The 13,529-nt window shown below is 74.1% G+C and carries 7 protein-coding genes; 5 read left to right on the forward strand and 2 right to left on the reverse strand.

Annotated features, from left to right (window positions below):
• Positions 1-71: 71 nt before the first annotated feature.
• Positions 72-3,107, forward strand: coding sequence for an ATP-dependent DNA helicase (locus QE381_RS01630; protein WP_307214892.1), 3,036 nt, complete (start codon positions 72-74; stop codon positions 3,105-3,107).
• Positions 3,104-6,313, forward strand: a complete 3,210-nt coding sequence (locus QE381_RS01635) for an ATP-dependent DNA helicase (protein ID WP_307214893.1) — start codon at positions 3,104-3,106, stop codon at positions 6,311-6,313. The genes QE381_RS01630 and QE381_RS01635 overlap by 4 nt, the downstream gene beginning before the upstream one ends.
• Here the strand turns inward: QE381_RS01635 and QE381_RS01640 are convergent.
• Positions 6,300-7,457, reverse strand: coding sequence for a phosphotransferase (locus QE381_RS01640; protein WP_307214895.1), 1,158 nt, complete (start codon positions 7,455-7,457; stop codon positions 6,300-6,302). The genes QE381_RS01635 and QE381_RS01640 overlap by 14 nt on opposite strands.
• Positions 7,458-7,519: 62 nt before the next feature.
• Here QE381_RS01640 and nudC point away from each other — a divergent pair, with 62 nt between their 5' ends.
• Both nudC and QE381_RS01650 read left to right on the forward strand, forming a co-directional pair.
• Positions 7,520-8,404, forward strand: a complete 885-nt coding sequence (gene nudC, locus QE381_RS01645) for an NAD(+) diphosphatase (RefSeq protein ID WP_373426891.1) — start codon at positions 7,520-7,522, stop codon at positions 8,402-8,404.
• A complete protein-coding gene (locus tag QE381_RS01650) occupies positions 8,383-10,158 on the forward strand; it encodes an ATP-dependent helicase (RefSeq protein ID WP_307214897.1) in 1,776 nt (591 codons plus the stop codon). The genes nudC and QE381_RS01650 overlap by 22 nt, the downstream gene beginning before the upstream one ends.
• 744 nt (positions 10,159-10,902) lie before the next feature.
• Here the strand turns inward: QE381_RS01650 and QE381_RS01655 are convergent.
• Positions 10,903-12,264 carry a zinc-dependent metalloprotease gene (locus tag QE381_RS01655; RefSeq protein WP_373426892.1) on the reverse strand — a complete coding sequence of 454 codons (1,362 nt, stop codon included), beginning with the start codon at positions 12,262-12,264 and terminating at the stop codon, positions 10,903-10,905.
• 125 nt (positions 12,265-12,389) lie between these two features.
• On the opposite strand from QE381_RS01655, the gene QE381_RS01660 reads away from it, so the two are divergent.
• Positions 12,390-13,508: a PDZ domain-containing protein gene (locus QE381_RS01660; RefSeq protein WP_307214899.1), complete on the forward strand. Its 1,119-nt coding sequence runs from the start codon at positions 12,390-12,392 to the stop codon at positions 13,506-13,508.
• Positions 13,509-13,529: the final 21 nt, after the last annotated feature.

A 13,529-nucleotide genomic window follows, 5' to 3' on the forward strand; every position in this document is an offset into this window, starting at 1 on the left:
GCACGGGTGCGGACCCGCGCACGCTCAGGGCGAACGCCGCATGTCGGAGACGCGCGGTATCGTCGCCGATCGTGGATGTCGCCCCCGTCGCCCTCGATCCCGAGCAGCTCGCCGTCGTGGCGCTGCGCTCGTGCGCCGTCGTCGTGGGCGGCCCGGGAAGCGGCAAGACGACGGCGCTCCGCGCGCTGTTGCGACGCGTCGTCGACGAGCACGGCACCGATGCGGCCCTCGTGCTCACGCCGTCCCGGCCGACGGCCACGGCGCTGCGCGACGACCTCGCGCTCGAGCTCGGGCGGGCGACGAGCGGACCGTGGGCGCGCTCGATCGCGTCGTTCGCGTACGCGCTCGTGCGGGCCGAGGCCGTACGGCGGGGCGAGCCGGTTCCGCAGCTGCTGACGGGCGGCGACGAGGACCAGCTGATCCACGATCTGCTGCGCGGCGACGCAGAGGACGAGGCGGCGGGGTTCTCCCGCTGGCCGGAGCGGCTGGCCGCCCCGGTCCGCTCGAGCCCCGCGTTCCGCGCCGAGCTCCGGGTGTTCCTCGCCGAGTGCACGATGCTCGGGATCACCCCCGCCGCACTGCGTCGTCGCGCCGAGATGGAGGACCGACCCGCCTGGGCGGCGCTCGCCTCGTTCGCAATCGACTACGCGGAGGTGAGGGACCGGATGCGCGGCGCACACCGCGATGCCGCCGGCATGCTCCGTGAGGCCACCGGCATCCTGCGCGACGTCCACGCGCCGCTGCCGCCCGGGCTGCGCACCGTTCTCGTGGACGATGCGCAGGAGCTGACGGCGGGCGGCGTGGAGCTGCTCGGCGCCCTGGCCGATCGCGGCATCGACGTCGTGGCGTTCGGCGACCCCGACATCGGCTCGGGTGCGTTCCGCGGCGCACGGCCCGAGAACTTCGCCGCTCTCGACGCGCGATGGCGCACGCGGATCGTGCTGGCAGACGGGCACCGCGGCACCCCGTTCCAGCGCGATGCCGTCCGCCGGATCGTCTCGCGTATCGGTGCGGTCGGCGTCGTCGCGCACCGTCGAGCGCCCGAGGGCGTGGACGACGACGGGTCGCTGCGGACCTTCGTGCTGCGTTCGCCGGCCGAGGAGATCGACGCCATCGCCCGGCTGCTCCGCGAGCGGCATGTGCACGACCGCGTGCCCTGGGACTCGTGCGCGGTGATCGCGCACGACACGCGCCAGGTCGCCGCCCTCGAAGCCGAGCTGTCCGCGCGGTCGGTGCCGGCTCGCGCGACGGGCGCCGCGCAGTCCCTCGGCGAGCTGCGGCCGGTGCGCGACCTCGTGCGATGCGTCCTCGCCGCCCTCGACCCGCACGCGGACGCCGACCCCGCGGAGCTCCTCGCGGCGGCGGGTCTGGACCCGGTGGAGCTGCGGCGGCTGCGTGCTGCACTGCGCAAGGCGTCCCCGGAGGCGGGACGATCATCCGCGGAGCTGCTGCGCGCGGCGTTCACGGAGCCGCTCACGCTCGACCTGCTCGACACGCGGGAGTCGCGTGCCGCGGCGCGGCTGGTGCAGACGCTGCGGCTGCTGCGCGAGCAGCACGCGGCGGGGGCGACCGCGCACGAGCTGCTCTGGACGGTGTGGGAGCGCAGCGGCCGCGAGCAGGTCTGGGCCCAGGCCGCCCGCGGCACGGGGCCGGTCGCCGCGCAGGCGGACCGTGATCTGGACGCCGTCGTCGCGCTGTTCCAGGCCGCGAAACGTCACGGCGAGCGAGAGGTCGATGCCGAGCCCGTGGCGTTCCTTCGGGCCGTGCTCGACAGCGAGGTCGCGGAGGACCGGCTCGAGGCCGAGGCGCCGCGTCCGCGCGTACGGGTGCTGACGCCCGCGGCGGCGGTCGGCGCCGAGTTCGACACCGTGGTCGTGGCGGGCGTGCAGGACGGCCTGTGGCCGAACACGCGCGTGCGCGGCGGTCTGCTCGAGACCTGGCGCCTCGGCGAGGGGGAGGAGCCGGATGTCGCCGACCGCCGCCGCGCCGTGCTGCACGACGAGCTCCGCCTGTTCGCCCGCGCGCTCTCGCGTGCGCGTTCGCGGGTCTTCGTGACGGCGGTCGACGACGACGACACGGGTCCGAGCCCCTTCCTGGAGCTTCTCCCGCCCGCGTCCGCGCCGCCCAGCGCGCATCCGCTGTCCTTGCGAGGGCTCGTGGCCGCACACCGCCGCACGCTGACCGAGCCGCGAGCGTCGGGACCGGCTCGACGCCACGCGGCGGGGCAGCTCGCCCTGCTCGCCGCAGCGGGTGTTCCCGGTGCGGAGCCGAGCGAGTGGTACGGCATCGCCGAGGTCACCAGCACGGCGCCGCTGCACGATCCGGCTGCGGGCGCCGTGCGCGTCTCGCCGTCCCGCATCCACGACGTGGAGGAGTGCGCGCTCAACTGGGTGATCGGAGATCTCGGCGGCGACCCCGGGGGTGCGACGGCGGGGATCGGAACGCTGGTCCACGCGGCGCTCGAGACGGCCGGCGGCGGCACGGAGCAGGAGCTGTGGGCGGCGGTGGAGGATCGCTGGGGCGAGATCGAGTTCGAGTCCGCGTGGCGCGAGCGCGCCGAGCGGGCCCGTGCACGCGACATCGTTCGCCGCCTCCACCGATACGTGCGCGACGTCGAGGCCTCCGGTGGCCGGCTGGTGGGCGCCGAACCGCACTTCGAGGTGCCGATCGCGCTCGACCGGGGCGAGGCGCTGCTGAGCGGGTACATCGATCGCGTCGAGCTCACGCGCGACGGCCGTGTCGTCATCGTCGACGTCAAGACCGGCCGACGCGAGCCGCAGACCGACGCGAAGGTCGCCGACCATCCGCAGCTCGCGGCCTATCAGCTCGCCCATGCGCGTGGCGCGCTGCCGGAGACGGCGGGCCTGCCGGCGGGCGGGGCCAAGCTCGTCGTGCTGCAGCCGACCTCGGCCTCCGTCTCGTATGCGACCCCGACCCAGCCTCCGTTCGACGCGGAGCGGACGGAGGCGTTCCTCGAGCGCGTCGGCCGCGCCGTCGAGGTCATGAGCGGCACCGAGTTCGCGGCTCCCTACGAGGAGCACTGCCGTGACGAGTTCTCGTTCGGCGTCTGCCGGATCCACACGATCGGGCCGGTGAGCGCCTCATGAGCGCACCGCGCGTGTCCGCCGCGGCGCTGGCGGCGGCGCTCGGCCAGTTCGCGCCGACGTCCGAGCAGACCGCCGTCATCGAGTCGCCGCTCGCCCCGGCGCTCGTCGTCGCCGGCGCCGGGAGCGGCAAGACGGAGACGATGGCCGCGCGCGTGGTCTGGCTCGTCGCCAACCGGTTCGTGCGGCGCGATCAGGTGCTCGGGCTCACGTTCACCCGCAAGGCCGCCGGAGAGCTGGGCGAGCGGATCGGGCGCCGACTCGCCCGGCTGGCCGAGTTCGAGCGCGCCGGGCTCGTCCCGCAGCTCGACGCCTTGAACGACTCGGGCGCCCTCGTGGTGTTCGGGCAGGCCGAGCGATCCGGCGACGACGATCTGAGACGACGCGCGCTCGAGGCGCTCTCCCGGCGGCATCCCGGCGTTCCGGACGTCGTCGACACCCTGCTCGAGCGCCCGACCGTGACGACCTACAACGGCTTCGCCGACGGGATCGTGCGCGAGCACGCGGTGCGCATCGGGCTCGACCCGGAGTCGACCCTGCTCTCGGAGTCCGCGGCATGGCTGCTCATGCGGCGGACCGTGCTCTCCTCGGACGACGCGCGACTCGAGCAGCGCCCCGAGTCGGTGCGCTCGATCGTCGACGCGGCGCTGCGCATCGCTCGCGACACGGTCGACAACCTCGCCTCGCTCGACGAGGTCGCGCAGCTCGCGGAGCAGTTCGCCGCCGTCCGCGAGCTGCCCAGTGAGAACCGGCGTACGACGGTCTATCGCGAGGTCGCGGATGCCGCGGACCGGGTGGGCGCGTTGCCGCTCCTGGCAGACCTGGCCCGCGAGTACGACGACGCCAAGCGGCGGCTGGGCGTGCTCGACTTCTCGGACCAGGTCGCGGGCGCCGTTCGCGCGGTCCGGGCCGCCCCCGAGGTCGCCGCGGAGCTCCGCGAGCGCTATCGCGTCGTGCTGCTCGACGAGTATCAGGACACCTCGGTCGTGCAGACTCAGCTGCTCGCCGGGATCTTCGCGCGCACCCCGGTCATGGCGGTCGGCGACCCGCACCAGTCGATCTACGGCTGGCGCGGCGCGAGCGCGGGCAATCTCGGCGACTTCCCACGCGCGTTCGCGCCGGAGGGCGGATGCGGTCGCTTCGCACTGCTCACGAGCTGGCGCAACGCGCGCGGCGTCCTCGTCGCCGCGAACGCCGTGCTCGAGCCGCTGGCCTCCAGCGCTCCCGTCGAGGTGGGGGAGCTCCGACCGCGCCCGGGCGCGCCGACCGGCACGGTCGAGCTCGCCCAGGCGAGCGATGTGGATGCCGAGGCGGACCGGGTCGCGGAGTGGTTCGTGCGGGTGCGCGCCGAGCGCCGCGGGGAGGGCCTGCCGACGACGGGCGCCGTGCTGTTCCGGAGCAAACGGCACATGGTCCGTTTCGCGGATGCGCTCGGGCGGCGCGGGGTTCCGCACCGCATCCTCGGTCTCGGCGGGCTGCTGTCCACACCGGAGGTCGTCGATGTCGTGAGCGCCCTGCGCGTGATCGCTGATCCGGATGCCGGCTCGGCGCTCCTGCGTCTGCTCGCCGGGCCGCGCTGGTCCGTGGGACTCGCCGACCTCGGGGCGCTCTCGCGGCTCGCGCGGCGGCTCGGCGGCGAGGAGGGTCAGGCACCGCTCTCGGATGCGCTCGACGCTCTCCTCCGGGGCGGCGACGACGGCGCGGCGCGCGCCGACTTCACCCCGACGGGGCTCGCGCGGCTCCGTGAGGCGGCGGGAGTCTTCGCGGGACTGCGACGGGCCGCCGGCATGCCGATCCCCGAGCTCTTGCGCGTCATCGAGGTCGAGCTGCGCCTCGACATCGAGCTGGCCGCGAACGAGAGCCGCGGGTCCGCGCGCGTCGCCGGGGCCCAGCTGCGCGCCTTCGGCGACGAGGTGCGCGCCTTCCTCGCCGCCGACGAGCGGGGGACGGTGGCGAGCCTGCTGGCGTGGCTCGATCACGCCGAGCGTCTCGACGAGTTCGCCCCGCGCACCGAGCCGCCCGAGGACGACGTCGTCCAGCTCCTCACGATCCACGGCTCGAAAGGACTGGAGTGGGACGCGGTCGCCGTGGTCCGGCTGGTGGAGGACGAGCTGCCGACTCTGCCGCGGGACACGAAGGGATGGCTCGCGTTCGGCGTGCTGCCCGCGGTCTTCCGGGGCGACGCCGCGTGGCTGCCGGACATCGACTGGCGGGCTGCGGCGACACAGCAGGAGCTCCGCGCGGCCCTCGAGGCGTACGTCGAGCGCAACAAGGCTCGTGCCCGTGCCGAGGACCGGCGCCTCGCCTACGTCGCGGTGACCCGTGCGCGCGACCGCCTGCTGCTGTCGTGCTCCCCCTGGGCGGGGGGCTCCCGGCCGCGCCGGCCGAGTCGGTTCCTGGTCGAGATCGCCGGCGCGCTCGAGATCCCGCTCGCGGCTGAGGATGCCGGCGAGAACCCGTTCGCCGGCGCCCGGCGGCTGCTGACCTGGCCGCTGGATCCGCTCGGCGCCCGCCGCTCCCGTGTCGAGGAGGCGGCCGCAGCGGTCCGTGCGGCGCAGCAGGGCCCGCCCGCGCCCGCCGAGCCCGATCTCGCGCTGCTGCTCGCGGAGCGCGATGCCGCAGCGGGTGACGACGCGCGGGCGCCGGTGCGCATCCCGGCCTCCCGATACAAGGAGTTCGTCGCGGACTACGACGCCGCGGTGCGGCGTCTCGCGAGGCCGCTCCCCGAACGCCCCTACCGGCAGACGCGGCTCGGCACGTTGTTCCACGCGTGGGTCGAACAGCGGTCGGGCGTCGCGGCCGGTGCCGCGTCAGTGGATGATCCGCTCTGGGACGACGCCGCGGAGGTCGCGCAGGGGGGCGACGACGCGGTGGCACTGGAACGGATGCAGCGCACGTTCGAGGAGTCCGAGTGGGGCGGCCTCGCGCCGATCGCGGTGGAGACCGAGATCGACTTCCGGCACACCGGTCTCGACGGCCGGGAGCACGTCGTCATCTGCAAGCTCGACGCCGTCTACGAGCGAGGCGACCGGATCGAGATCGTCGACTGGAAGACCGGACGCAGCCCGCGAACGGACGCGGAGCGCGCCGAACGGCTCGTGCAGCTCGATCTCTATCGCCAGGCCTACCACCAGCGCCATGGCATCCCGGTGGACCGTATCGATGTCGCGCTGTTCTACGTCGCGGACGGGGTGGTCATCCGCGCCTGAGTCGCTCGGCGTCGTCGCCGTGAGCCGTCCACTCCGCGAGATCGATCGGCAGCGTCTCGACCGGACCGGTCTCGCCGTCCTGGTTCTCCGGGAGGTAGGCGGAGAGCTCGGCGGGATCGTAGGCGTCGGTCTGCATCGAGGTGTCGCCGCGCGGCGTGTCATGGGCGGGCAGCCGATCCAACAGCTCGACCGCGGCATGCACGTCGCCACCGGTCCGTGGCAGCAGGTCGAGGCCGCGGGTCGTCTCGGCGAGCGTGCCCAGAAGCGCGGCCGCATCGCGGACGACCGCGTCGTCGTCCGCGTCGACGCCGTGCAGCAGCCAGTCGGCGAACTCGAGCTCGGCGTAGAGACGGGCGCGCTCGGCCAGGAGCGGATCCGCGGCGCGGGTGGCGGCGAGGAGGTACGCGTCGAGAACGGATGCGGCGGCGTCCGGTGCCGACGCCGTCCACGCGAGGTCCGCCGCCGGGTCTCCGACCGAGAGCCCCTCCCAGCCGAGCACGCCGGTCAGGTGCGGTCCTTCGTCGTCGTCCTCGAACAGGAAGCAGTCGGCTGCCGTGCCGCCGAACACGACGGTCGGCTCGAACCGCCAGAGCAGGTCGTCGTCGAGAGCGGTGCGCCAGCGATCACGCAGCACGGGATCGACGTGGCCGGTGCCGGCGGCTCGGTCCACCATCCGGGAGAGCTCGACGCGGATCGTGTCGGCGCCTCGCACGGCGAAACCCTCCTCACGCGCGACGGCGACCGGCAGGTCGTGCACGGCCGCGATGGCCCGGCCGATGGCGCCGGCGACGCCCCCGGGCGGCAGATCGGCCGTCGGGACGCGGTAGCCGTCGAGGAAGTCGACGACGCCGGCCGTCGCGCCGCCCAACGTCGTGCGGCCGTGCGCGCGAGGGACGCGGAAGGGGAGGAGGGAGCGGATGCCGGGGGTCAACGCCTCGAGGACGCGGAGCTCGTCGCGCAGCGCGCGGTCCGCCGCGGCATCCGTGGCGACGCGGATGACGACGGTCTCGCCGCCGGCGAGCGACACGACGGCGGAGTCGTAGCGACCGTCGCCGTCGTCGCCGAGCGCGCGGGTTCGCCGCACCACGGCGTCCGGCATCGCTGCGGTCACGGCCGCGGCTAGAGTGAGCGGGGATCGCGACATGACCTTAGGGTAGGTCGGCGGGCGCCGCGCATCCCTGCGCCACGCCCGTGGAGGAGGTATCGGTGAGCGTGCCCGGATCTGCCGTGTCGCTGGGCCTGGACCGCTGCGAGCCGGAGCGCGACCGGGACGGGGTGCTCGAGGAGCTGCGGGCCGATCCCGGCACCCGGGTCGTCGTGGTCCGCGGCGACGCGCTGGCGGTCCGTGACGCAGCGCTGTGGCGTGTTCCGGCGACATCCGTCGACGGCGCCGAGTGGGCCTTCCTCGGACGCGATCCGGCCGGAACGGCCCTGCTGGTCGCGGTCGTCGACGCCGAGGCGCAGCCGCCGGCGGGGAGCTCCTGGGCACCGCTGCGCATCGTGGGCGGCGAGCTCTCCGAGGCGGATGCGGACATCGCGGCGACGGCCGTGAGCCTCGCACGATGGCTGGTCGATGCCGCGTTCTGCCCGAACTGCGGAACGCACGCGGACCTCGCGCAGGCGGGGTGGTCCCGCCACTGCCCGTCGTGCGGACGCATCCACTTCCCCCGCACCGACCCGGCGGTCATCGTCGCGATCGAGGACGAGTCCGGCGAGCACCTGCTGCTCGGCGCGAACGCCGCGTGGCCGCAGGGTCGGTACTCGTGCTTCGCGGGGTTCGTCGAGGCGGGGGAGTCGCTCGAGTCCGCCGTCGCACGGGAGGTGTACGAGGAGGCCGGCGTTCTCGTCCGCGCGGTCCGTTACCGCGGGTCGCAGCCGTGGCCATACCCTCGCTCGCTCATGCTGGGCTTCCGCGCCGTGGCGGATCCCGCCCGGGCCGCGCACGCCGACGGCGAGGAGATCGCGGAGGTGCGCTGGTTCACGCGCGCGCAGATCGGTGCGGCGCTCGACGGCGCGGGCGAGGTCACACTGCCCGGCCCGTCCTCGATCGCCCATCGGCTCATCGTCGAGTGGCTCGGTACGCCGGCGTGACCGACGACGACATCCTGGCGGGCCTCGACGACGCCCAGCGTGCCGCCGTGACGCAGGTGCGGGGCCCGCTGTGCGTCCTCGCCGGCGCGGGCACGGGAAAGACCAGGGTCATCACGCGGCGCATCGCCTACGGCGTCTCCTCGGGCACGTTCTCGCCCGGGAGGGTCATGGCCGTGACCTTCACCGCCAAGGCGGCGGGGGAGATGCGGGGTCGGCTCCGGGCGCTCGGCGTCTCCGGAGTCTCGGCGCGCACGTTCCACGCCGCCGCCCTCGCTCAGCTCAACCACTTCTGGCCGATCGTCGCGCAGGGGCCCGCGCCGACGATCGTCGACAGCAAGGTGCGGTTGCTCGCGCAGGCGGCGTCGAGCATCGGCCTGCAGCCGGACGGCACGACCCTCCGCGACGTGGCGTCGGGCATCGAGTGGCGGAAGGTGACGATGCGCAGCGTCGACGCCTACGCGGCGGAGCGCCCGAACGGGGTCGGCTCACTGGATGTCGGCGCCGTCCGCGATCTGCAGCTCGCCTACGAGCGCCTCAAGGACGAACGGCACCAGATCGACTTCGAGGACGTCCTCCTGGCTTGCGCGGGCATGATCGAGGCGGAGCCGCGGGTCGCGCACGCGGTCCGTGAGCAGTATCGGCACTTCACGGTCGACGAGTTCCAGGACGTCTCGGCGCTGCAGCACCGCCTGCTCGAGCTCTGGCTGGGCGAACGCCGGGACCTGTGCGTGGTGGGCGACGCGAACCAGACGGTCTACACGTTCGCCGGAGCGGACGCCGGGTTCCTGCTCGGGTTCGAACGACGGCACCCGGATGCGGTCGTCATCCGTCTCGAGCGCAACCACCGCAGCGCGCAGCCGGTGCTCGATGTCGCCAACGCGCTCATGCGCGGACGTCCGGGCGCGCTGGAGCTGCGCGCCGCGCGCGAGCTCGAGGCCCCGGTGCCGCGCCTCGTGCGCTACGACGACGACGCGCACGAGGCGGCGGGTGTCGCGGCGGCTGTGCGCGCGCAGCTCGCGGCCGGCATCGATCCGCGACGGATCGCGGTGCTCTACCGCGCTCACGCGCAGTCCGCCGAGCTGCTCGGCGCATTCGCGGAGGCCGGCATCGCCGTCACGGTGCTCGGCGGCACGCGCTTCTTCGACCAGCCGGAGGTGCGGCAGGCGGTCATGGCGTTGCGGGCGGCCTCGGTCGCGCCGCTGGAGAGCAGCTTCCAGGACAGCGTGCGCGACGTCCTGCGTTCGCTGGGCCTCACGGACGATCCGCCGCCGGCGGGCGGAGCGCTGCGCGACGCCTGGGAGGCGCGACGCGCCGTCCTCGCGCTCGCTGAGGAGATGCCGGCGGACACGACCCTCCGCGCCTTCACGGACACGCTCATGGCCCGTGCCCGCGATCAGCACGAGCCCGCGCTCGCGACCGTGACGTTCGCGACACTGCACGCGGCGAAGGGGCTGGAGTGGGACCACGTGCATCTCGTGGGTCTCGCCGAAGGGCAGCTGCCGATCTCCTACGCGCGCACGTTCGACGAGATCGACGAGGAGCGCCGGCTGGCGTACGTCGGCATCACGCGGGCCGCGCGTACGCTGTCGCTGTCGTGGGCTCCGGGGCTCGGTCGTTCGCCGCGGCAGCGGTCGCGTTTCCTCCAGGAGATCGGCAGCCGCACTCTGGATGAGCAGCCGGCACGTGCCAGGTCCGTCGGGCCGAGCCGGGGCGCAGGAGCGCGATCCGGTCCGTCGGCGCGTCGTCGCACGTGACCAGCTGAGCCACCAGCAGCGCGGTGTCCGCGATCAGCACGGGGTCGATCGGCGGGCACGGCGCCGTCAGAAGCTGCGCCGCGATCATCGGCCATGCCGGGTCCTGGTCACGCCGGTGCGCGGCGAGGCAGCGCAGGCACGGCGTCTCGCCGGGCACGACCCACGGGCCGACATCCGCGCGGTCGGGGCGCAGCAGGGCGGGCAGGTGCGGGATGTCGTCGCGCATGAGCTGTGCGCTCACGCGCGGGTCCACCTCGTAGTGGGCGAGGACGACGACGGGCGTCCCGCGTCGGGGCGTTCCGTCGACCTCGACCCGAGCGACCCGGGAGAGAAGCCCGGTGACGGCGGCGGCGGCCTCCGCCCACATGCCCGGGGACACGAGCAGCGTCACCCGGTCACCGGGGCGCGGCGCATCGCTCAGCACCGGAGCGAGTCGGTCGACGAAGCCGCGCACCCGCGCCGTCGACAGCCCTCGCTCGATCGCGAAGCGGCGCAGGTCGTCGGGGGTCAGCCCGTCGGCGAGCCGGACGATGAGGGCCTCCTGCCAGGGCGAGGGGTCGTCGATGACCACGCGCGCCGGCGTGCCGAACTGCAGCGTCGATGCCGCGCGCCACACGGGCGGGTGAGCGGGATCGAGACGCGGCATGGCCCGATTGTCCGCCGTCGGGAACGGCGGCCGTTCCCGCTCTCCACAGTCACGCGCGCTCGCGCTCGACGGGCCGGGGTGTGGAGGGAGGGATGCGCTCAGACCGGTGTGGGACCCTGACCGTCCTCCGGTCGGTCGTCGCCCGTCTCCTCGGCGAGCAGCTGGGCGAGGGCCTCGTCCATCTCGTCCCGTTCGGGCTCCTCGCCGCGCGCCCGTGCGCGCAGCCGCTCGATCAACGCCTGCGGGTCGTCGATGTCGTCCGAGGTGGGCATGAGGTCGGGGTAGTCCCACAGGGCGTCGCGCGCGGCGACGCCGACGGCGTCGGTGACGGCGCGCCACATGGCGGCGGCCTCGCGCATCCTGCGCGGGCGCAGCTCGAGTCCGACCAGCGACGCGAGCGCCTTCTCCGCCGGGCCGCCCACGGCGCGCCGACGGCGCACCACCTCGGCGACCCGATCCGCGCTGGGCAGCCGCGATGTCGCGTCCGCCGTGACGACGTCCACCCAGCCCTCGATGAGAGCGAGCAGGTTCTCCAGTCGCGTCAGCGCCGCGGTCTGCTGCTCCGTGTGCGCCGGCAGCAGCGCTCCGCTCTCGAGCGCCGCCCGAAGCTCGTCCGTCTGCGAGGGATCGAAACGCGAGGCGAGGTCCTCGAGCGCTGCGGTGTCGACGTGGATCCCGCGGGCGAACTCGGCGATCTGCGCGATGACGTCGAGTCGCAGCCAGCGCGCGTGCCGGAACAGGCGGGCGTGCGCGAGCTCGCGGGTGGCGACCGAGAGGGCGAGCTGGTCCTCGGGGATATCCAGGCCCTGGCCGAAGTCGGCGAAGTTCTGAGGCAGGATGACGGCCTCGCCGGCCGGCAGCAGGGGGATGCCGACATCGCCGCCCGAGACGACCTCGGTCGAGAGCCGACCGACGACCTGCCCGAGCTGCGTCGCGAAGAGCGATCCGCCGACGGTGCGCAGCATGCGGCCGGCGCCCGCGATCATGCCCTGCATGTCCTCCGGGAGCTGTTCGGCGAGCGTCGTCGTCAGGGCGTCCGCGATGCTCGAGGCGACCGGCTCGGCGAGCTCCTGCCAGACGGGGAGCGTGGCGGCGACCCAGGCGCCGCGGGTGACGGCGCGGGGGAGTTCGACCGGCTCCGGCACGGTCGTCGCCTCGCTGAGCCACAGCGTCGCGAGGGCGAAGGCCTGGTCGAGGTCGGCGCGCTGCGTCCCGGTGACGCCGAGGTCCGACTGGTTGGCGATGTGCAGCGCCTGGCGCTCCGCGAGCTCCCAGGGGATGCGGCCGTCCCCCTGCGTGAACGCGGTCTGCATCTGCTGCATCGCCTGCGCGATCTGGCTCGGGTCGATCCCGAGCGCCCCGAGCTGCTGCAACTGCTCCGGGTCGAGCTGTCCGCCCATGAGCTGTCGCATCATCTCCTGGAACTGCTCCTCGGGAGTGAGGTCGTCTTCGTTGGCCACGTCGGCGCCTTTCAGCGAGCGGATAGCGTCACGTTCTACGCTAGTCGCACCTGAGCATCGCACCGCCGGGCAGAGGGCCAGATCCCGTACGCCGGTCGCGAACGACCGACCCCCCGGAGGACCGCGTGACCCTGTTCGACGACGCCCCGCACGCGCCCGAGCCGCGTACGCGCCGGGCGCCGAGCCGCGGTGTCGTCGTCGGAGCCTGGTCGCTCGTGGTCGCGCTTCTGTGCCTGCTCGGGCTGTCGTTCCTTCCCACGGCCTACGTCATCGAGCAGCCCGGTCCCGTCTACAACACGATCGGGGACGTCACGGGCGCCGACGGCTCCGAGGTGCCGCTGCTGAAGATCGACGGCACGCAGACGTACGACCCGTCCGGTGCGCTCAACCTCCTGACGGTGCAGGTCGTGGGCTCGCCGGAGCGGCCGACCTCCTGGCTCCAGATCGTGAGCGCCTGGTTCGACCGCACGCGCGCCGTCGTGCCGATGGAGGCGGTCTTCCCCTCGGGGCAGACCTCCGATCAGCGCTCGCAGCAGAACGCCGAGATGATGACGGACTCGCAGGTGGACGCCGAGGCCGCGGCCTTCCGCCACCTCGGCTACGACGTGAAGCCCACGCTCGCGGTCACGTCGGTCTCGGACGACGCGGCCGCGAAGGGCCTGCTCGCCCCGGGCGACGAGATCCTCAGCGTCGACGGTCAGCGGCTGACCTCCGCCGATGCGCTGCGTGCCGCCGTCGCGGCTTCCGCCGGGGCCGCCATGACCTTCGAGATCGATCGGGACGGCGCGCAGCAGACCGTGTCGGTGACGCCGGCCGCGGTGGGGGACGGCAAGTGGCTCCTGGGCGTCACGGCGCAGCAGAGCTATGAGATCCCGTACGAGGTGACGTTCGGGCTCACCAATGTCGGCGGGCCCTCGGCCGGCATGATGTTCGCGCTCGGGATCATCGACACCGTCACCCCCGACGATCTCACCGGCGGACACGACGTCGCGGGGACGGGCACGATCACCGCCGAAGGCACGGTGGGCGCGATCGGCGGCATCCGTCAGAAGATGTGGGGGGCCGCCGACGCGGGCGCGCAGTACTTCCTCGCACCCCGGTCGAACTGCGACGAGGTCGTGGGGCACGTGCCTCCCGGATTGCGGGTGTTCGCGGTCTCGACGCTCGACGACGCGCTCACGGCGTTGCAGGCGATCGCCCACGACGGTGACCTCGACGCGCTTCCGACCTGCTCCGCCGGGTAGCGGCGGATCCGCGTCTGAGGG

Origin of the sequence: Microbacterium sp. SORGH_AS_0888, from assembly GCF_030818905.1 — a bacterium.
Taxonomy (GTDB): domain Bacteria; phylum Actinomycetota; class Actinomycetes; order Actinomycetales; family Microbacteriaceae; genus Microbacterium.